This window comes from Flavobacterium sp. (assembly GCF_043722275.1).
Classification (GTDB): Bacteria; Bacteroidota; Bacteroidia; order Flavobacteriales; family Flavobacteriaceae; genus Flavobacterium.
The window spans coordinates 1-22176 of sequence record NZ_JAYSPC010000106.1 but is presented as its reverse complement, the minus strand read 5'-3'; the positions used below and the strand labels follow the sequence as shown (position 1 = coordinate 22176).

Sequence of the window (22176 nt, the reverse complement as noted above, 5' to 3'; positions counted from 1 at the left end):
CATGAATATAACCGCTCCAAAATCTTCGAATAAACCTAAAAAAAGTATTTTTCATACGATTATTACCAATCTTACTTTTTGGGTATTAATTGCTATTATCGCCGGGATTTTCCTTGGACATTTCTCTCCTGAAAATGGCGTGAAAATGGAAATATTAGGGAAAAGATTCATCGATATTATCAAGCTTTTTATTGGTCCAATTATTTTTTTGACAATTGTTTTGGGAATTTCCGGCATGGGAAACCTGAAAAAAGTAGGTCGAATTGGAATAAAAGCGCTTGGATATTTTGAAGTAGTTTCGACTATAGCTTTGGCGATTGGAGTTTCGGTTGCTTATTTTTTTAAACCCGGAAAAATTGACAGATCAGGATTGACTCTTGGCGATGCAAGTCAATATACAAACGGAACTGCCGAACATTTTTCGTGGTTGCAATTTTTCTTTTCGAACTTTACATTACAGGTTTTATTGGCGGCAATTGTTTGCGGAATTGCATTGAACTTTTATAAAAAACGTGAACAGACAATTCTGGTTTTAGAACGTGTTTCGAAAGTAGTTTTTACAGGTTTGAAATACGTAATGTATCTTGCTCCAATAGGTGCTTTTGGCGGAATGGCATTCACGATTGGTAAATTTGGTTTGGCAACTTTGATTCCGCTTGGGAAATTGATGTTGTGTGTTTATTTGACAATGGCTTTATTTGTATTTTTGGTTTTAGGAAGTATTTTGAGGTATTATAAAATTAGTATCCTTTCGATTTTAAAATATATAAAAGAAGAACTTTTATTGGTTTTGGGAACATCATCATCTGAAGCCGCTTTGCCCAGTATTATGGTAAAACTGGAACAAATGGGTTGCAGTAAATCGGTTGTGGGATTGGTGATTCCTACGGGTTATTCCTTTAATCTCGACGGAACCTCGATTTATTTGTCTATGTCGGTTATATTTCTCGCGCAATTGTATGATGTTCATTTGAGTTTTTTCGAAATATTAAGCGTTATCGCAATTTTAATGGTTACTTCAAAAGGCGCAGCTGGCGTGACCGGAAGCGGATTTATTGTTCTGGCTTCGACTTTGACGGCATTGCATAAAATTCCGGTTGAAGGTTTGGCTTTTTTATTAGGAGTTGATAAATTTATGAGCGAAGCGCGGGCAATTACAAATTTGATAGGAAATACGGTGGCGACAATTATAATCTCTAAAAGTGAAAACGATTTTATTGAATTGAATTTAGAAGCTGTTACAGGGGAATAATGGTTTGCTAGCTGTGTGGAAAATGGCACGCGGATGACACTGATTCGCTAAAGCGAAAGCGCGGATTTATACTGATTTTTTTTTTATTGTTTTGAATGAATTTGCACAAAGACTCAAAGACACTAAGTTTTTGTTTTTTTAGGCAATAATTATGTAGTTTTTTGATTTGTATCTTTGTGACTTAACGCCTTTGTGGCATTTATTGACTAACTATGAAAAAAATTGGAATTTTAGGACTTGGAGGAGTTGGTGGTTATTTTGGCGGACTTTTGGCGAAAGCCTATTATAAGTCTTATGATGTTGAAATTATCTTTATCGCACGTGGTGAAACCAAAAAAGCAATCGCTGAAAGCGGATTAAAAATTATAACTGATGATTCTGAGATTTTTGCTTATCCAAAATTAGTTTCGAATAATCCGGATGAAATTGGCGAATTAGATTATTTAATTTGCGCTACAAAAACCTATGATATCGAGGAAAGTTTGCTTTCGTTACAGCGATGTATTACTTCAAAAACTATAATTCTCCCATTATATAATGGCGTTGATGCGCCGGAACGTATTCAGAAATTATTTCCTGAAAATGAAGTTTTGCAAGGTTGTGTTTATATAATTTCGATGATTTTTTCGCCGGGAACAATTCGTAAAATTGGTTTTTATGAAAAGTTGTTTTTTGGTTCAAAAACGGCTTCGGTTTCAAAACTAAATGAATTGCAAAGTATTTTTCAAAATGCAAAAATCGAAAGTTATATTGCCGAAAATATTGAAGAAACCGTTTGGGAAAAATTCATTTTTATATCAGCATTGGCATCTGCAACTTCTTATTTGAATCAGAATATTGGACAGATTTTAAGCAATCCGGAATCTAAAGCGGTTTATGTGGAATTGCTAAATGAAATTGAATTGGTTGCGAAGGCAAAAGGTTTGAATTTATCCGAAGATATCGTAAATCAAACCATCCTAAAACTAGAAAAATCGCCTAAAGAAGCGACTTCATCTATGCACAGAGATTATTTGGCAGGGAATAAAATAGAAGCATCTTCGCTTACAAAATTCGTTGTGAATGAAGGTGAAAAATATGGCGTAAAAACTCCTCTGTACGAAAAAATATCTGGTGTATTATTGTCCTGAAAAGTTTATGCTTCGTCTTTTGTAGCGCGCACTAAACTGATTCCGGACATAAAAAATACGACTCCAAGTATACCGTAAATAATTAATGATTTAATATCTCGTGTTTCGCCTGATGTACCCGCAAATATAACAGCAGTGTAAATCAAACCAACAATTCCGAGGATAGTTAATAATCCTCCGAAAAATCTTTTTAGGTTCATGATGTTTGGTTTTAATGTTCATTACAAATGTATAATGTTCATAAAATGAAAACGTTATACAATTGGTGTAAAAAACTTATATCATTCACAGTAAAAAAAATTAAACATTAAAAAGCCTTTGATTAAATCTGAATTTATGGAATCATTTTGTCGTAACGATATATTTTTATTTATAATTTGTTTGTATTTTTTTAATCTTATTTTTGCCCCATCAATTTAAAAACCAAATATGAATAAAAAATACCTTTTCTTACTTTTATCTCTTCTTTTAATTAATACTATTCATGCGCAAGATGAAGAGCCTGCATCTGTGGTTAAAAATCAATTTAAAATTAATTTATTATCGCCCGGATTTGTTTATGAACACGGTTTTGATACAAAAAACACCTTATATTCTGAATTGAATTTAGGTGTCGGATATCGCCACAGCAACTATTATGATGAAACAACCTGGATCATTTTTCCTGTAATAAATGAACAGTTTCGTCATTATTATAATTTAGAAAAAAGAGCAACTAAAGGAAAAAAGACTGCTCGTAATTCAGGAAACTTTGTAGCCGCATCTGCTTATTATAATTTTTCATCAGTAAATACTAATGAAAAATATGGAGATTACGGTTCTTCGTGTACTATCGCAGCACTTTGGGGATTTCAGCGCACATACGGAAGATTTAATCTTGAAGTCCATTTAGGTCCCGGAGTAAATTTTGATAAATATGATACTGAGTTTGTACTTATCAGCGCCTTTACTTTAGGTTGGGTTATCGGAAAGTAATTCTTCAATAATAAATAGAAAAATCTTTGATTCGTCAAGGTTTTTCTATTTTAAATTCTAGTCCAATATTACGTACACTTTCAATCTTTATTTTTGGATCTGAATTAAAATATTTTCTAAGCCTGCTGATAAAAACATCCATACTTCGTCCTGAGAAATAATCATCTTTTTTCCAGACGGACATTAAAATTTGATCTCTCTTTAATAATTGGTTATGGTTTAAATATAAATATTCAATTAGTGAAGCTTCCATTTCTGTGAGCTGCTGGACATGATTTTTATTATTTAGGGTTAATCTTTCATTATCAAAAATATAAGCACCTATTTCGATTATATTATTTCCGTTTAAACTTCTCTTTTGTTCGATTCTTTTTAGAATATTCTGCAAACGCAGAACCAGTTCGTCGACTTCAAAAGGTTTTATGATATAGTCATCTGCACCTAATTTTAATCCAGTAATCTTGTCTTCTTGTAACTTTCTTGCAGTTAAAAAAACAAATGGAATCTCAGGATTGATTGTAATTATTTTTTCGGCCAATGAAAATCCGTCCAATATTGGCATCATCACGTCAAAAACACAAATATCAAAAACCTGGTTTTTAAAATAGTCTAAAGCTATTTCGCCATTTTCTGCCCAGATCACTTCAAATTCATGCAGTTCTAAATATTGTTTTAAAATTGCGGCAAAATCAAAATCGTCTTCCGCTAAAAGTAATTTTTTCAAAATAAGATAATTAAACTTTTAATAAAATAGTAAACAGAGTTCCTTTTCCTAAATCACTCACCACGTTAACAGAACCCTGATGCGCTTTTATAATTTGATCGACATAATACAAACCTAAGCCTAAGCCCTTTGTATTGTGAAGATTTCCTTGTTCTACGCGATAGAATTTCTCAAAAAGAAGCGATTGTTTGTTCTTTTCAATTCCAATTCCGTCATCTTCAATGCAAATTGAAAATTGATTCTGGTTTAGTTTTGTTTTTATTGTAATCGTGTTTGATCCATATTTTACGGCATTTTCAAGTACATTTAAAAGAGCGGTTGTCAAATAAAATTTATCCAGAACCAGATTTGTATTCTCTGTTTTAAAGATGGTTTTAATATCGATTTCAGGATAAGTAATCTTAAAATCATTAACTATTGTAGCTATAAAAGCTTCGGTTTCTATTTTTTCTTTTTGTAAATCGATACCGTTTTCGGCCAATGAATTCGCCATAACCTGATCAATTAAATTTTGTAACCGATTGTTCTGACGCGAAATTGTGTTGACAATAGTATTGAAATTTTCATCATTATCACGAATGTCTTTTCTCTCTAATATTTTAGTCGAAATGCTTAAAGTCGCTAAAGGCGTTTTAAGTTCGTGCGTAATATTATTGATAAAATCGGTTTTGATTTCATTTACTTTTTTCTGTTTGATTAATGCCTTTATGGCAATTACAAAAAGCGTTATTAGGGTTAAAATCGAAAGTAAAGACAAGATCAAAACGAACATCATTCGTCTTAAAATAATCATTTCCCAATCGATTACAGATATATACATAGAATCTTCGGTCAATAATTTATAATCCTGATTTGCGTAAGTACCATTTGTTGTGCCAACATAATTGCGCACTAAAAACGCATGGTTTAATGACGCAAGATTGCCGTATAATTTGTTTTGGATAAAAGGTTTTTCAGAAAAAATTGTATCTGCTTTTTTAGTGTTTTGATACAAAATAAATTTATTGAGTACAATGGCAAAATCTATTTTTATATTCGGTAATTCTCTTTCAAACTTACGTTGTATTTTCTGTGTCAAAACATCCTGATATTCATTTTCAAGAATGTATTTTTTAACTTCAAGCCTGGTGTTTTTCTTCTGAATATAATTTTCAGATAATTGTTTGTAAAGCGCTTCTTTTTTAGCAACAATTAAGGAATCAATATCACTGTAATTATTAGAAATTTTAGCAATTTCATTTTTGATTTCAGTATGAAACTGCGCTACTTTATAATCATAAGTGGTTTTTACCAAATAGCATTGAACCGTTGATAAAATTATTAAAGCGACGACTGAAAAAGCTATTAGTAGATTGATTCTTTGTTTCATTGGTTTTTATGGCTCGCGGATGACGCGGATTAAACAGGTTTACACTGATTTTTTTTCACGCAGATTTAAAAATGATTTAAGCAGATTTCTATAATAATTGAATCTGTGCAAATCCGTTCAATCCGTAAAATCTGTGGGCTATTTTCCAAATCAAAAATAATCTTTTTATAGTTCCAAAAGCGCATTAACTCCGCATTAACCTTCAATTAACCTACAGAACATTTTTTTAGAAGCACTTTTGCAGGACTACAATCTTAATCAAACCAAAAATGAATATCTATTTGCCCTTAAAACTTTTTTTAATCCTTTTGTTTTTCCTTATTTCTTTAGCAGGATATGCACAAAATGAAACTCCAAAAGACAGTATTTCAAATCATCTAAATGAAGTTGTTATCAGTCAAAACAAAAAAACGTTTACTAACACAAACGGGAATATTAAAGTAGATGTTGCCAATTCTATTTATAATTCCATTCCTAATACGGTTGATTTACTGGCAAAATTACCAACTGTTCAGGTGAGTTCTGATAAAGAAAGTATTTCGGCTATTGGCAGAGGGAATCCTTTGATCTACATTGACAATCAAAAAGTTGGAATGAACGATTTGAATGCTTTGGCGGTAGCCGATATTAAAACGATCGAAATTATCCAGAATCCATCATCTAAATATGAGGCCGAAGGTCGTTCTGTGATTTTAATCACACGTAAATTCAGTAAAAAAGATAGTTTTAAAACTGAAGTTTCTGAAGTTGCTTCGTTTAAAAAGAATTACAATAATTACCTCGGATTTAATTCGAGTTTCAAAAAAAATAAACTGGAATTAAAAGCAAATTTCAACTACAATCGATTGAATCCATGGGAAAGTCATGGTATTGATTATCAAATTCCAGCGGCAGATATTGCTTCTAAATATGATGTCATTGCTGATACAAAAAGAAATCAGTATATTTTTGGTGCAGGCTTGTTTTATAAAATAAATGAGGACGATTATTTCTCGTTTAGTGTAAACAGTAAATTGCAATCCGACACTTTTCCGATTAACACAATAACGGATAATAAGAATAAAAATGTAGAAAATAACGTTGTGACTTTTAGTGATAATGATAGTAAAAAGAATTTTGTAAACTCATTTGCAAACTATCAGAAAAAGATAAAGTCTATTAATACACAGTTTTTTACAGCCTTGCAGTATTCTAATTTTGATCAGGCTTTGTTTACCGAAATAAATAATAATTTTAATAATACTCAATTTGAATTGACACAAATCAGGGATCAAAAATTTCAGGTTAATTATTTTTCAGGAAGAATTGATATGGAGAAAAAGTTTAAAAATGAAATGAAATTAGAAGTTGGAGGATTGTATTCATCAGCAACTTCTAAATCTGATGTTGCTATTTTTTACAATGAAACCAATCAGGATGAATTAAGTAATTATGATTTTAAAGAAGAAAATTTATCCGGATACACTCAATTGTCCGGGAAAATTAAAAAAGTTGATTTCTCAATTGGTTTCAGAGTTGAAAACTCAAGTGTATTTGGAAAATTCAGGGCGGATACATTACCATTACTGGATAAAAAATACACGAATTTTTTTCCAAAAGCGCAGTTTACATTCCCAATAGACAGCATCAAAAGTATTTCTATGAACTACGCCAGAAGTATTTCAAGACCCAATTATTCTTCGTTAAGTCAGGGATCAACTTATATCAATCCATATTTTCTATATTCAAGAAATATTAATTTGGTACCAACAATTATTAATGAAATTTCGGGCACTTTTCAGTATCATGACAAGTCGGTTAAATTAAGTTACTATCAGACTAAAGATCCTGTTTACAATAGTTTTTCTTTTGATGATCAAAATAATTTAATGACTTTTAAGGACATAAATTTTGATAAAAGTTCTGGATTATCCGTTGATTTTACGTTGCCATTCTCATACAAATTTTGGACAATGACTAATTCTTTGGTTTTCATTTTAGAAAAAATTGAAGATAGTACTGCGCAAGTCATGAATCCAAAACCATATTCGTATTATAGTTCAAATAATGAATTTAAACTTCCAAAAGAATATTCGTTGACTTTTAATTTTTGGGGATTAACAAAACAATACACCGGCGTTTTTGAAACAAATGCACGATTTATAGTAGATGCAGCAGTTTCAAAAACATTTGCTAAAAAATGGAATTGTACATTAAGCTGCAATAACATTTTTAAAAATAATATCGAAACAGAAAAATTTACAATTAATAATATTAATTCAAGTGCTGGATATGTTGTAGATAATCATTTGATTTCCATTTCAATAAAGTATTTTTTTGGAAAGATGAAGGAAACAGAATTCAAAGGAAAAACTATGGAGGAAAGTTCAGACAGAGTGAAATAAAACAAAAACTCCCTTGAATTTCAAGAGAGTTTTTATGCTTTAATACAAAAATTAACCTTCGTCGTCTTCTGTAGCTTTGTCCAGTTTAATTGTAAGTTCCTCATCATCATCTGTTGAGTTTAATTCGAAGAAACTAAAAAATGAACCTCCGTAATTTTTCTGAAAAGAGAAATTACTTAAATGCTCCATTTTTGTATATTTTGAATGTTCAATAATCATCATTCCGTCTTCGTGAAGCAATTCTCTTTCGAAAACCGTTAGAACAATTTTTTCAAACGAAGCCTGATCTAATGCATAAGGAGGATCGGCAAAAATAATATCGTAAGAGGTTTTGCAGTTTTCCAGAAATTTATAAACATCGCTTTTGGTTGCTGCAATGTCAAAATCATATTCTGATGAAACTTGTTTGATGAATTTTACGCATCCAAAATCACCATCAACTGATGTAATTGGCGCACTTCCGCGTGAAGCAAATTCGAAACTGATATTTCCTGTACCTGAAAAAAGGTCCAAAATCTTCAGGCCTTCAAAACTAAAATGATTATTTAAAACATTAAACAATGCTTCTTTACTCATGTCGGTCGTAGGTCTTACAGGAAGGTTTTTTGGCGGAAAAATGCGTCGTCCTTTGTATTTTCCTGAAATGATTCTCATGATTGAAATAAGATATAATGTTTTTGATTCTGTGCAGTTGAAAAGCTGTTTTTTTCTTGTAATGTGCTTACATCCAAGAATGAAATATGTCGGATATATTTATATGCAATCTCGTAAAACGCATCGTTTTGATGGATTGTACCTAACAATTCAAGTGGAAAACTTTCCGGATTTAAACTCAATTGTTCGGCTGTAAAAAGCAAATAATATATAAAATCTTCGGGCGTTTGGTATTCAAATGAATTGAATAATAAAAGCTTTTGATTTTGAACAACAATAACTTCAAAATGATTTGGATTAAAATTCACGACCATTTTTTTCTGGTCGTTATTTTTCGAACTTTCTAAAATTTTCTCTACCAAAATGCTGTTGACATGTTTATAATCGAATGAACCAACATTATCAATCAGGAAATTATTAATGTTGATGTACGGAATATAAACCGAATGCATTTCGTATTTTGAAATTTGATCGAAAGTAAAAAAATCGGTTTCAAAAACTTTTGTAGTGTACTGTAAATAGCTGCCTAAAAAATCTTCATCGAATAAGGCAGTTGGCACAAAAGTCGAAAGATTATTGTTGTGAATAACTAAAATTTCGTCGTAAGTTTCTTTTAACTCCGGAAATTTTTTAAAAGCTAAACTATACAATTCTTCGATTTTAGATGCTTTTTGTGCACCATCAAAGTTGACTTCATTAAAAGCTGTAATGGTATTATTTAGTGTATCAAAACAACAAAACGAAAATCCATTCAACGAAACCTGAATAGAAAGCTTTTTGTAATTTTTAGAAGTGATGTTTGTATTTTGCAATGACATATTGATTTACAATTCGTTACCTGTTTTACAAGAAAGAATTTAAGGCGATTACAAACTTACAAATAAAATAAATAATAATATCAATATCAATGTCAATGTCAATGGGAAAAATCAAAAATGAAATTCAATATTAATTTAAATAATTTTATAACGTTTTAAATTGAAAGTATTATTTTTTTTTAAAAAATCATTTCAGATTTCAGATTTTAGTTTTTCGTTATTTTTTCCATTGACATTGAAATTGATTTTTGTAATTGCTATTAATATCGATTTTCAAAATTGACATTGAAATTGCATTAATATTGTTTTTTGAAATTGATATTGCCATTGAAATTGATTTTTGAAATTGACATTGACATACCATTAAAAAAGCCGAACTTTGTATTTCAATTTTTCCTTATGAATTCATCACTTTTTTACGGCATTTTACAAAAAAAATTTCCTTTTGCACCAACTTATAAACAGGATATTTTTTTTCAGAAAATCGCTATTTTCCTTACAGATACACATAACGACACGATTTTTGTTCTGAAAGGATATGCTGGAACGGGAAAAACAACCGTGATTTCTACGATCGTAAATAATCTTGGAGATATCAATAAAAAGTTTGTTTTGCTGGCGCCAACAGGTCGCGCGGCGAAAGTTATTGCCAATTATTCGAATACGCCTGCTTTTACTATTCATAAAAAAATATATTTCCCTAAAAAATCTGCTGGTGGTGGCGTGGCTTTTACCAAACAATTGAATAAACACAAAAACACGATTTTTATCGTCGATGAAGCTTCGATGATTTCAGACAGTAATTCCGACTCGAAATTGTATGATAACGGATCTCTTTTAGATGATTTGATTTCGTACGTATATTCAGGAACCAATTGCAAAATGATTCTTTTGGGAGATACGGCTCAGTTACCGCCGGTGAATTTAGATATTAGTCCCGCGCTTGATATTCAGACTTTGGGCATTCATTATGATAAGGAAATTGAGCATATAGAACTTGACGAAGTAATGCGTCAGGAGGAAAATTCCGGGATTTTATTCAACGCAACTGAACTGCGTGAATTGTTGAAAGATACTTTTATTACCGAGTTTAAATTCAACGTAAAAAAGTTCAAAGATATTATTCGATTGACAGATGGTTATGATATTCAGGATGCTATAAATTCTGCATATAGCAATTATAGTATTGAAGATACCGCTTTTATTGTGCGTTCAAATAAACGTGCAAATCAATACAATGAGCAAATCAGAACCCGAATTTTATTTAAAGAAAGTGAACTTTCGGTTGGCGATTTTTTGATGGTGGTCAAGAATAATTATTTTTGGTTAAAAGAAACTGATGAAGCCGGATTTATTGCTAATGGCGATATTATCGAAGTGCTGGAATTATTTGGTATAAAGGAATTATATGGATTTAATTTTGCGAAAGTAAAAATCAGAATGGTCGATTATCCGGATCAGAAACCTTTTGAAACAGTATTGCTTTTAGATACCATTAAAAGTGAATCTCCATCGTTAACGTACGAAGAATCAAATCGTTTGTACGAAGAAGTTATGAAGGATTACGAAGGCGAATCGACTAAATATAAGAAGTTTCAAAAGGTTAAAGAGAACGAATATTTTAACGGATTGCAAGTAAAATTCTCTTACGCAATAACGTGTCATAAATCACAAGGTGGACAATGGAATACGGTTTTTATAGAACAGCCTTATTTACCAAACGGAATCGATCGCGATTATATCAGATGGCTTTATACAGCGATGACGCGTGCCAAAAATAAATTATATTTGATAGGATTTAAAGACGAGAGTTTTGAAGAGTAAAACACTAATTTCACGAATTAGCACGAATTATTTTTTTAGATTTAGCATTAGTGAAAATCTGTGAAATTCGTGTTTATAATTATTTATAATGACAACACTAAACGACTTACATTCGATTTCATCTACGTTTTCGAATACAGATAAAATGCCGGTTTTATTTTTAGGACACGGCAGCCCAATGAATGCAATTGAAGAAAATCAGTTTGTGGCTGGTTTTCGTGATCTTGCCAAAACATTACCGCAACCCAATGCGATTTTGTGTATTTCGGCGCATTGGTTTACAAACGGAACCAAAGTTACTTCAATGCAAATGCCAAGAACAATCCATGATTTTGGAGGTTTTCCTCAAGCTTTATTCGATGTTCAATATCCTGCAAAAGGAAGTCCTGAATTAGCATTAGAAACTCAAAAAATACTTGAACCGGTTCATGTTGATTTAGATGAACATTGGGGGTTAGATCACGGAGCGTGGAGCGTAATAAAACATTTATATCCGGAAGCAAATGTTCCGGTAATTCAGTTAAGTATTGATTATACAAAGTCTGGGCAATATCATTTTGAGTTGGCTCAAAAGTTGCAATCATTACGTCATAAAGGAGTTTTAATCATAGGAAGCGGAAATATCGTTCACAATTTACGTTTGGTCGATTTTCGAAATTTTGATAAGGATAATTACGGTTTCGATTGGGCAATTGAAGCGCGCGAAACGATTAATAATCATTTATTAGATGGAAATTTCCAGCCTTTGATTGATTTCGAAAGAATGAATAAGGCAACTCAACTCGCAATTCCAACTCCTGAACATTATTTGCCTTTGCTTTATACTTTAGGTTTAAAAGAAGATTCAGAAGAACTGACTTTGTTTAATGATAAATTAATGGCAGGTTCGCTGAGTATGACTTCGGTCAAAATTATGTAAAAAACTTTGTGTTTCTCTGTGGTAAAATTATAACACAAAGTTGCGCAAAGATTTTCACAGAGATTCACAGAGAATAAAAAAATAGAAAATTAAAGATATTACTAATGAAAATAATAGCTGTAATTCCGGCGCGATATGCATCAACACGATTTCCTGCAAAACTAATGCAGGATCTTGGAGGAAAAACCGTAATTCTAAGAACTTACGAGGCAACTGTTGCTACAAAATTGTTTGACGACGTATTTGTTGTAACAGATTCTGATTTGATATTTGATGAAATTGTTTCTAAGGGTGGAAAAGCCATTATGAGCATTAAAGAACACGAATCAGGAAGTGATCGAATTGCCGAAGCCATTGCGAATTTAGATGTTGATATTGTAGTAAATGTTCAGGGTGACGAACCTTTTACAGAAGCTGGACCTTTAGAGCAGGTTTTGTCGGTTTTTAAGAACGATGCAGATCGTAAAGTAGATTTAGCTTCATTGATGCGTGAGATCACAGATGAAGACGAAATCAATAATCCTAATAATGTAAAAGTGGTTGTCGATCAATCGCAATTTGCATTGTATTTTTCACGTTCGGTGATTCCATATCCAAGAGATAAGGATGTTGGAGTTCACTATTTTCAACACATTGGAATTTATGCTTTTAGAAAACAAGCTTTATTAGATTTTTATAGTTTACCAATGAAATCTTTAGAAGCTTCTGAGAAATTGGAACAACTTCGTTATTTAGAATTTGGAAAACGTATTAAAATGGTCGAAACCACGCATGTTGGAATTGGGATCGATACGGCTGAAGATTTAGAAAAGGCTAGGGCTATTTTGAGAGCTTAGTTTGTTTGATGGCACACGGATGAGACGGATTCGCTATCGCGAAGGCGCGGATTAATACGGATTTTTATGCTATATTTTTGTCAAGCTGAGCGAAGTCGAAGCCCGCGCAAAGTAATTAACACAATCTTGTCTTTCGATCGAAGGGAGAAATCACACAAGATACTCCGTATAGAAAGTCATCAATCTTTGTCTGGTTACGAATGTGATTTCTAGTTCGAAATGACAAAAATGGATAAAAAAAGCTCCAAATCATTACGATTTGGAGCTTTTTTTATATTAAAATTTGAACTAAATTATTGGTATAAATTAGGATATTTAGCAGGATTAACTTCATGCATCATCGAGTATACTTTTTCGAAAATATCTTCGGCAGAAGGTTTAGAAAAATAATCACCATCAGTTCCGTACGCTGGTCTGTGTGCTTTTGCAGCAAGAGTTTGCGGTTTACTGTCAAGATGAATATAAGCGTTTTGTTCTTCGAGAATTTGTTGTAAAATATAAGCCGAAGCTCCACCCGGAACGTCTTCGTCGATTACTAAAAGACGATTTGTTTTGGCGATACTTTTTACAATATCCTTATTAACGTCAAACGGAAGTAGGGATTGAATATCTATAACTTCGCAATCAATTCCTAAATCAAGTAATTCGGTTGCAGCTTGTTCTACTAATCTTAAAGTTGATCCGTAAGAGACTAAAGTAATATCTGCGCCTTCTTTTAGGGTTTCAACAACTCCAATTGGCGTTTTGAATTCACCAAAATTCAGTGGAGTTTTTTCTTTTAAACGGTAACCATTTAAACATTCGATTACTAAAGCGGGTTCATCGCACTCTAAAAGAGCGTTGTAAAAACCTGCTGCTTGTGTCATATTTCTAGGAACCAAAACGTGGATTCCGCGAATTGCGTTAATGATCATTCCCATTGGAGAACCGGAATGCCAGATGCCTTCAAGACGATGTCCGCGGGTTCTGATAATTAAAGGTGCTTTTTGTTTTCCAACGGTTCTATATTGCAGCGTTGCCAAATCATCACTCATGATTTGAATCGCATATAGTAAATAATCTAAATATTGAATTTCAGCAATTGGACGTAAACCTCTTAAAGCCATTCCAATTCCCTGACCAATAATTGTAGCTTCACGAATACCAACATCGGCAACACGAAGTTCACCGTATTTTTCCTGCATGCCTTCTAAACCTTGATTTACGTCACCAATGTTTCCTACGTCTTCACCAAAAATTAGTGTTTCAGGATATTTGGTAAACAAAGCATCAAAATTATCACGAAGAATCATTCGCCCGTCTAAATCAGGTTTTGCATTATCTGCATATTCAGGAAGTACTTTTTCTACTGAAAGAACGCTTTTACCTGAATCAGAATGTAAATTGCTGCTGAATCTTGGTTGTGTGATTTCGATATAATTCGTAATCCAGTCTGATAATAAAACCTTGCTGTTTGGAACTTCAATAAAACGCAATATTTTTCTGGCGATTACCAGCATTTCCTTTTTTAAAGGAGATTTAATTACGCTTAATTCTGAAATATATTTTTGAATTTTGTCTTTATGATTAATACTTGCAGCAGAAATTTGCTCCAGTAAAACCATAAGATTTTTTTGATCTTCGATAATTGGATTGATGAATGAATTCCAAGCTTCTTTTTTAGCTTCCAGAACTTCTTTTTTCAATTCATTTTCAATTTCTGCCAGTTCTTCCGGAGATGCAATATTGATGGCAATCATCCATAAACGCATTTGACGAACACAGTCAAAATCTTTTTCCCAAGCCAGCCTTTCTGCATTTTTGTAACGCTCGTGAGAACCGGAAGTAGAGTGACCTTGCGGTTGTGTTAATTCGTTTACGTGAATTAAAACGGGAATATGATGTTCGCGGGCAATTGCAGCAGCTCTTTCATATGTTGAAACCAACTCTGCATAATCCCAACCTTTAACTCTAAAAATTTCATACCCGTTTGATTCTTCGTCGCGTTGGTATCCTTTTAAAATCTCCGATATATTTTCTTTAGTAGTTTGATGTCTTGCATGAACCGAAATTCCGTATTCATCATCCCAAACGCTCATTACCATTGGTACTTGAAGAACTCCGGCAGCATTTATGGTTTCAAAAAACAAACCTTCAGATGTGCTTGCGTTTCCTATAGTTCCCCAGGCGATTTCATTTCCGTTTACCGAGAATTTGTCTTTGATGGTAATTCCATCAACGTTTCTGTAAATTTTTGAAGCCTGAGCTAATCCCAATAATCTTGGCATTTGTCCTGCTGTAGGAGATATATCTGCGCTTGAATTTTTTTGTTTTGTTAAGTCTTTCCAGGACCCGTCTTCGTTTAAACTATGGGTTACAAAATGTCCGCCCATTTGTCTTCCGGCAGACATTGGATCATATTCTAAATCTGTGTGACCGTATAAACCTGCGAAAAATTGTTTTGGAGTTAATGCTCCAATAGCCATCATAAAAGTCTGATCGCGATAATATCCGGAACGGAAATCTCCGTTTTTAAAAGCCTTTGCCATAGCAAGCTGCGGCACTTCTTTTCCGTCACCAAAAATTCCAAATTTGGCCTTTCCGGTTAATACTTCTTTACGACCTAAAAGGCTACATTCGCGGCTGGTAACTGCAATTCTGTAGTCGTTCAATACCTCAGTTTTGAAATCTTCAAATGTTAGTGTAGTATTGCTTTTTTCTTTTATCATAATCTTGAGGGTCAAGTGAGACTGCGAAATTACTTAAAAACAATCAATAATCATAATTCTTTAAAGTAAATATAATTTAATTATTTGTATTTAAAATCAAAAAACTGCGTATATTTTTTAACTTATATTGATATAAATATGTAATTTAATGATAATAATGCATGTTTTTCTTTAAATTTTATTCAATTAAAACCATTTTCTAGTAAAAAGATTGAGTAATGTTTTTGGTGATAATGTGATAACAAATCGTATTTTTTCGTTGTATTTATTTTGAGAAATTTCCCACCCGTTATTAGAATAAACAGGAAAATATACTTCAAAGTAATCAGGAACAAGATTTAATCTGATACCGCTATCATAAACAAAATTCTCACTTTGATGTTTACTTTTCATAAAACCAATATCGCCATAAGCCTCAATCCAGTTCCAGATTGAATAACTTGCATTTAATGTTGTCATCCATTGATTGGCGTACGCTGGCTGTAATTTTGATTTAAAACCACCTTCGGCCATTATATATTGCTGACTAAAAAATCCGGTACTTTCAGATCGTCCGTAAAAATTATAATCAAACATATAATCGGTCGGACGGTCTAATCCAAAACTAAAATAATCTGAATTTGTTGTGTTATACAAAAAGCTTCCTGCATAAAATCTCAAATTCAGTTTATGATTGTTTTCAAATAATCGTCTGTATTCAATTTCTGCAGCTACTTTTCCAAAGTTTCCCGCAAATTGAAGATCAGTCATAAAGTTAAAATGATTGATTAATTCCGTTTTTGTGTTCGAATAACGAGCATTAAATATGGAATAATTAGGTGTAGAATTATCAGTTATATATTTGCTTGCTTCCCGATTTACAATTACTTGACGAAACATAAAAAGCTGTTTTCTATTATCTCTTAAATTCTCTTCCCGAATTCGAAACTGAACCATTGGGTTCAATTTTAAATAAGTAGCGTCAGGCGCATAATGAAAATAATTCTGGCTAATAGAATACCGTACATTATAAAGTGTAGTATTGCGATAATATTCATTCCATACAAAAGCTGATGAACCTGATATTGTTCCAGCCTTAATAGAATAGGCAGGATTAATGTCAAAAGTAAATGGTTTGTCCAGAATGGTTTTATTATGAAAACGAACACCAGGAGTAAAACCGTCGTACAAGTTGTATGTAAGCGTTGGGATATATAAAATCTGGTTATAATAAGGATCTTCTAAATCTTTAGCAAAATTAAATTTAATTGGGCGATTTGTAATTACCAGACTTTTTAATGATTTCCAGTTGTTTCTCAAGTTGTATTCAGGAACCTCATTATCATAGTTTAAAACTATTTTATCGGCACTTTTTCTATCAAACTCATAAATCGAATCATTGTTTTTAGGCTCGATCCATGTTTTAAAAACGATTTCATTTTTTTTCAGTCCATAAACCGGAATCGGAACAAAATTATTGGTTTTGTTTCTTACCTGAAATTGAACGCTGTCTTTCGTTCTCGAAACATGCGAAAATTTATAATCGATAATATCTCTGGAATCAATAATAGTATTAAAAAACCAATCGATTTTTTTAGGACTATTTTTAATTAAGATTTTCTCAAAATCATAACGGTTAGTTTGGTCAGTCTTATTCAGGTTATAAAATTCCTGCACACTTTCCGGAACAATATTATGATTTAAATAATCGTCTAAATAGCTAAGGCTTAATCCTGCACGATATTTACTGGCAATTTGTTCGTTGAATTTTATTAAAGTATTCTTCGGATCTCCAAGCGGCTGATCCAGATTTTTTCTCGCCATCAGCATATAATAATAGCTGTATTGCTCATTAAAAGTCAAATTAGCAATGTTATAACTTTTAAAGATTTTCCAATCAGAAAGCCTTCCAAGCATTTTTTGATCCAGATGATTTTCCTCCATGAATTTCATCATCGCATAAATTTGAATTCCATCATAAACCCAATTGTCTTTTCGCGGATCGAGTTTCAAACTGTTTTTAAGATAATTATTAAGATATGTTTTTAAGAAGGTAATTTCAAAAATAAAATCATCTGTAAACGGACTAATAAATGATGGCAACTGATTCAATCCATAAAACGGATTTCTATCATAATCTGTTTGGGAAACAGTAATTTTTTGATGTGGATATTTCCCAATAAACGTATTTGCAAAAGTCACAACACGATTGATAATTATTGCTTTCTGAATCTCAGTAATCTTTTTGTTTTTAAGATTCGAAACTACTTCTACAGATCCGTTTTCATAACTTATAAAACTGTTTTGTTTTTCGATAAAAAAGTTAAAGTCAGTTCTGTTATTTCCAGAAAATGAATATGTTTTAAAAGAAGAATTTGTAGCATCTTCGCCAACCAAATTCAAATCTGTAGTAACAGAATATTGATTTGGAATCTTGATATTTACTTCATAATCTGTTCTGGCATTCGCAATATCATCTAAATTGAAATTATTATAAGTCACAAAACTATGATCTTGAAAACGAGCAGGACTTAAAAACCAGTTTTTCAGGTTCATTCCGCCATTTTGGTCAAACCCGTAACGCGTAAATTTATCACTCGGAATCTTAGAAATGTATATTAAATGCAAATCGATTTTTTCGCCCGGATTTAATTTTCGCTTAAATTTTACAACAACTAGGTCTGGATTTTTTTCAGTTCGTTCCCATTCCAGCGCAATATTATCAGAATCGGTTAGATTTATAATTGTAGTATTTCCTCTTTCCGCAGCTTTCGCCAAATGAAAACCTCTATAAAATTCATCCGAAAATCTTCTTGCCAGCGGTGTGTTTTTATCAGAGAAAGCATTGTTCCAATCGTTTAAAACAATCGAAATCAACGAATCGTTTGAAGTGTTATAATACGTAATATCCTGTTTTACATTCAGCGTTTTCAGCTCAATATTAACCGCGACTTCCACCTTTGACTGATGTTGTGCAAACTGTTTTAATGAGCTCATCAAAACAAAAACGAAGAAAATAATTTTATAAAATGGTTTCAATGATGGCTTAGAATGGTTAGCGATATAGTTTAATTTACGTTTGTAAGTTTGTTTTGGTTTTCTGTAAAAATAGTATAAAAAAAGCTGTTTTAAAAAACAGCTTTAATTTTTTTGTAAGAAATAATGTTATTTTACCATGTAAGTAATATAAGTTAATTTAAGTTGATAATTAATTCATGTTAAATTAATATGAACTTATATCGCGTATATAGTTAGATTTATTTTAGAAATTAGGACTTAAATCATATTTCTTATAAAATTTGTCTAATACATCAACTACTTCATCTTCAGTGTCTACAATCTTGAATAAGTTCAAATCATCAGGACTTACTGTTTGCATTTTTTCAACCAAAACTGTTTTCACCCATTCGATCAATCCAGACCAGAATTCAACACCAACTAATATGATTGGGAATTTTCCAATTTTTTTAGTCTGAATTAAAGTAATCGCTTCAAACATTTCGTCTAAAGTTCCAAAACCTCCAGGCATAACCACAAAACCTTGTGAATATTTAACGAACATTACTTTTCTCACAAAGAAATAATCGAAATTCAGGTTTTTATCGTGATCAATATAAGGGTTAAAGTGCTGTTCAAAAGGCAATTCGATATTCAAACCAACTGAAGTTCCGCCTCCTAAATGTGCACCTTTATTTCCGGCTTCCATAATTCCCGGACCACCACCTGTAATAACACCGTAACCGGCTTTACTAATTTTGTACGCAATTTTTTCGGCCAATAAATAATATTTATCCTCCGGTTTTGTTCTTGCAGATCCAAAAATAGATACGCATGGACCAATACGTCCCATGCTTTCGTAACCATTTACAAACTCGGCCATGATTTTAAAAATCGCCCAGCTGTCATTCGTTCTAATTTCGTTCCACGTTTTTTGTTTCAAACGATCCTGGATTATTTTATCCTCATCATTGTCAAAATCTTCTAATCTCATTTTAGATATTTTAATAATTTATATTTTTGTTTAAGTTGTGTCTTTTTTAAAATTGTCTCATTCAAGTTGTCACAGTGAGCGGAGTCGAAATGAGGAGCTGTTTCCTGCTGTCCACTATATCTTTTATGGCTCCCGAAGCCTCGGGACCGCACAAAAGGATGCCGTTCCCATCAGGGCTAGGGCATCAGTTATTAATTGAAACATTAGTTTATAAATGAAGAATTCTTTTTTAATTAATACGTTTGTTCTTCAACTGATTTTGTAATGTTGCTTTTGACCTTTCCGGTATGTTCTGTAGTTTTCGATTCAATCAGCATTATTGAACATTCCTCCACCGATGAAACCCTGTGATTAATGCCTTTTTTCACAACGAATAAATCACCTTTTTTCATGGTGAATGATGGTTTGCTTTCGATTTCCATTAAAAGTTCACCATCGACAATGTAAAATAATTCGTCTTCATTCTCATGATTATGCCACGGTACTTCCTGACCTTTTATTTTAGCCACTTTAATATATTGATCGTTTACTTCATCAATAATTTTAGGCGAAAAATATTGGTTTACGCTACTGAATTTCTCTTTTAGATTCATAGATTTTTATCTTACTCCTTGCCAGAATCAAAAACTTTGGCAAAAAGGGCGTACTAAATTAGTGCTTTTTTTGAGAATTGTTATAGAAATGGGGATTTATTAATTTAAATGTAACATTTCTGAGTGTGTGTTTTTGGTTGGGGATTCATAATCAGTATGTTGGAAGATTGAATAATGATTTTGATATTTCGCAACATTCAACGGATTGAAATCCGTTGCAACAAAATATGTCATTCCTAACGGAACTTGTTTGTGGAGGTATTATGTTTTCAACGGATTAAAATCTTCTGATCCTGTATAAGATTTCTTTATTCCAATTCTTTTCAAAGTTAGCAGTATAGATTTTTTACTTTGATTGGTGATTATCTAATCTTTTTTTTAATTCTTTATCAAAATCCGAAATGAAGTTTTCATCTTGTATAATTCTAAATTTTCATATTCAGATTCTGCTTTCAACTTTGCTTCTAACATATTTATTTTCCCTACATTGGTAAGAATAGGGTAGTCTGCCAATTCTAGAAATTGAATTAGAAATTTTTCCCAATCTTCCATATTCATAACTTTTCTATTTGTGGCTCTACTTTCTGCCAAATCTAAATAAGCGGTTATAATTCTTCGCAATGACCTTATATGCTCCTCATTCAGGTAATTTTTAGCGATAATAACATCGCTTTTTAGTATTTTTCCTTCAGGTGCTTGTTTAGATGTTTTTAAACCCATAAACAACTTTGTAGCATCAGCTTCCTTATAAATTATTTCTGCAGCCGTTTTACCAGTAATTGCCCAATGTAATTTATTTTGTACAACGGCGAAAAATTGTTGTGTAATCGTAGATTGACTATCGTAATCTGCAGAAAGTGCATAAATATCAGTTATTTTTTGATAAAGCCTTCACTCGCTTAACCTAATTTCCCTTACTCGTTCCAGCATTTCGTCAAAATAATCCTGACCAAAATGCTTCATTTGCTTTAAGCGTTCATCATCCATTGCAAAACCCTTGATGATGTATTCGTGTAAAATTTCTGTTGCCCATTTTCGAAATTCAATAGCACGTTCTGAGTTTACTCTATAACCAACTCCAGTAATTACTTTTAAATTATAAAATTTTGAAGTGTATACTTTTCCGTCTTCAGCAGTATGTCGGAAATCCCGACATACTGAAATTTCATCTAACTCTCCATCTAAAAAAATATTTTTCAGATGCCCTGTTATAGTTGAACGCCCTTTCTGAAATAATTCGGCAATTCGTTTTTGAGATAACCAAAGAGTTTGATCCTGAAAATAAACATCAATATTAATCTTTCCATTTCCCGTTTTAAAAATAACAAAATTGGAAGTATTTGAAGATTTTGTTCTTGATCCTCATACTTACGTTTTACTTTTATTTTATATTATAAAGCTAATATAGCTTGTCTTTTTGATGTAATTTGAGCTAAAGTATTAAGATAATTCCTTTTTCAAAAACTTAGCTGTATAACTTTTTTTATTTTTTGCTACTTCTTCCGGAGTTCCTTTAGCGATTAATTGTCCTCCGCCTTTTCCACCTTCAGGACCAATGTCAATGATGTAATCAGCAAGTTTTATAACATCCATATTATGTTCGATGATCAGGATTGTGTTTCCTTTATCGACTAATTTATTGATTACATCCATCAAAACACGAATGTCTTCAAAATGCAATCCTGTAGTAGGTTCGTCAAGAATATAAAACGTATTTCCTGTATCTTTTTTAGATAATTCTCCAGCCAGTTTTATACGTTGCGCTTCACCACCGGAAAGTGTTGTGCTTTGTTGCCCAAGAGTAATATATCCTAAACCAACATCCTGAATTGTTTTTACTTTTCTGTAAATCTTCGGGATATTTTCAAAAAACGGAACCGCTTCATCAACGGTCATATTCAAAATATCCGAAATTGATTTTCCTTTATAAAGTACTTCTAAGGTTTCTGCTTTAAAACGTTTGCTATTACAAGCTTCGCAAGGCAACGATATATCTGCCATAAACTGCATTTCAACTGTG

16 protein-coding genes and 2 pseudogenes are annotated in these 22176 nt (G+C 32.1%); 7 read left to right on the top strand and 11 right to left on the bottom strand.

The genetic code is table 11. The annotated features are described in order from the left end of the window. Window position 1 precedes the first annotated feature (1 nt). Window positions 2-1252: a cation:dicarboxylate symporter family transporter gene (locus ACHZDT_RS13480; protein WP_394775149.1), complete on the top strand. Its 1251-nt coding sequence runs from the start codon at window positions 2-4 to the stop codon at window positions 1250-1252. Window positions 1253-1464: 212 nt separating this feature from the next. Continuing rightward, the gene (locus ACHZDT_RS13475; RefSeq protein WP_394775148.1) at window positions 1465-2382 is read left to right on the top strand and encodes a ketopantoate reductase family protein; all 918 of its coding nucleotides are present in this window, start codon (window positions 1465-1467) and stop codon (window positions 2380-2382) included. A gap of 5 nt (window positions 2383-2387) precedes the next feature. Here the strand turns inward: ACHZDT_RS13475 and ACHZDT_RS13470 are convergent, their stop codons facing one another. Then, window positions 2388-2582, bottom strand: a complete 195-nt coding sequence (locus ACHZDT_RS13470; protein ID WP_394775147.1) for a hypothetical protein — start codon at window positions 2580-2582, stop codon at window positions 2388-2390. A 229-nt stretch (window positions 2583-2811) separates the two neighbouring features. Here ACHZDT_RS13470 and ACHZDT_RS13465 point away from each other — a divergent pair, with 229 nt between their 5' ends. Then, window positions 2812-3357 carry a hypothetical protein gene (locus ACHZDT_RS13465; protein WP_394775146.1) on the top strand — a complete coding sequence of 182 codons (546 nt, stop codon included), beginning with the start codon at window positions 2812-2814 and terminating at the stop codon, window positions 3355-3357. Between the two features lie 34 nt (window positions 3358-3391). On the opposite strand, the gene ACHZDT_RS13460 is transcribed toward ACHZDT_RS13465, so the two are convergent. Both ACHZDT_RS13460 and ACHZDT_RS13455 read right to left on the bottom strand, forming a co-directional pair. Then, on the bottom strand, window positions 3392-4081 hold the full coding sequence (locus ACHZDT_RS13460) for a response regulator transcription factor (RefSeq protein WP_394775145.1): 690 nt from the start codon (window positions 4079-4081) through the stop codon (window positions 3392-3394). A gap of 10 nt (window positions 4082-4091) precedes the next feature. After that, a complete protein-coding gene (locus tag ACHZDT_RS13455; protein WP_394775144.1) occupies window positions 4092-5450 on the bottom strand; it encodes a sensor histidine kinase in 1359 nt (452 codons plus the stop codon). 269 nt (window positions 5451-5719) lie between these two features. Between ACHZDT_RS13455 and ACHZDT_RS13450 the strand changes: the two genes are divergently transcribed. Beyond that, the gene (locus ACHZDT_RS13450) at window positions 5720-7834 is read left to right on the top strand and encodes a TonB-dependent receptor domain-containing protein (protein ID WP_394775143.1); all 2115 of its coding nucleotides are present in this window, start codon (window positions 5720-5722) and stop codon (window positions 7832-7834) included. Window positions 7835-7885: 51 nt separating this feature from the next. Here ACHZDT_RS13450 and ACHZDT_RS13445 read toward each other — a convergent pair whose 3' ends face one another. Continuing rightward, window positions 7886-8488, bottom strand: coding sequence for an RsmD family RNA methyltransferase (locus tag ACHZDT_RS13445; RefSeq protein ID WP_394775142.1), 603 nt, complete (start codon window positions 8486-8488; stop codon window positions 7886-7888). Beyond that, window positions 8485-9306 carry a DUF3822 family protein gene (locus tag ACHZDT_RS13440; protein ID WP_394775141.1) on the bottom strand — a complete coding sequence of 274 codons (822 nt, stop codon included), beginning with the start codon at window positions 9304-9306 and terminating at the stop codon, window positions 8485-8487. Before ACHZDT_RS13440 ends, ACHZDT_RS13445 begins: the two co-directional genes overlap by 4 nt. A 399-nt stretch (window positions 9307-9705) precedes the next feature. Between ACHZDT_RS13440 and ACHZDT_RS13435 the strand changes: the two genes are divergently transcribed. From ACHZDT_RS13435 to kdsB, 3 genes are all read left to right on the top strand, one after another. After that, window positions 9706-11130 carry an ATP-dependent RecD-like DNA helicase gene (locus tag ACHZDT_RS13435; protein ID WP_394775140.1) on the top strand — a complete coding sequence of 475 codons (1425 nt, stop codon included), beginning with the start codon at window positions 9706-9708 and terminating at the stop codon, window positions 11128-11130. A gap of 88 nt (window positions 11131-11218) precedes the next feature. Next, window positions 11219-12049, top strand: a complete 831-nt coding sequence (gene ygiD / locus ACHZDT_RS13430) for a 4,5-DOPA dioxygenase extradiol (RefSeq protein ID WP_394775139.1) — start codon at window positions 11219-11221, stop codon at window positions 12047-12049. Window positions 12050-12153: 104 nt separating this feature from the next. Beyond that, the gene (kdsB, locus tag ACHZDT_RS13425) at window positions 12154-12885 is read left to right on the top strand and encodes a 3-deoxy-manno-octulosonate cytidylyltransferase (RefSeq protein WP_394775138.1); all 732 of its coding nucleotides are present in this window, start codon (window positions 12154-12156) and stop codon (window positions 12883-12885) included. Window positions 12886-13178: 293 nt separating this feature from the next. Here the strand turns inward: kdsB and ACHZDT_RS13420 are convergent, their stop codons facing one another. The 6 genes and pseudogenes from ACHZDT_RS13420 to ACHZDT_RS13395 form a co-directional block, all read right to left on the bottom strand. Continuing rightward, entirely contained in the window at window positions 13179-15593 is a 2415-nt protein-coding gene (locus ACHZDT_RS13420; protein WP_394775137.1) for a thiamine pyrophosphate-dependent enzyme, read from the bottom strand. 186 nt (window positions 15594-15779) lie between these two features. Continuing rightward, window positions 15780-18530 carry an aminopeptidase gene (locus ACHZDT_RS13415; protein WP_394775165.1) on the bottom strand — a complete coding sequence of 917 codons (2751 nt, stop codon included), beginning with the start codon at window positions 18528-18530 and terminating at the stop codon, window positions 15780-15782. Between the two features lie 304 nt (window positions 18531-18834). Next, window positions 18835-19563, bottom strand: coding sequence for a TIGR00730 family Rossman fold protein (locus ACHZDT_RS13410; RefSeq protein WP_394775136.1), 729 nt, complete (start codon window positions 19561-19563; stop codon window positions 18835-18837). 233 nt (window positions 19564-19796) lie between these two features. Next, window positions 19797-20156, bottom strand: coding sequence for a cupin domain-containing protein (locus ACHZDT_RS13405; protein ID WP_394775135.1), 360 nt, complete (start codon window positions 20154-20156; stop codon window positions 19797-19799). 346 nt (window positions 20157-20502) lie between these two features. After that, window positions 20503-21479, bottom strand: a pseudogene (locus tag ACHZDT_RS13400) (virulence RhuM family protein). 117 nt (window positions 21480-21596) lie between these two features. Continuing rightward, window positions 21597-22176: pseudogene (locus ACHZDT_RS13395) on the bottom strand (excinuclease ABC subunit UvrA); the annotation flags it as partial.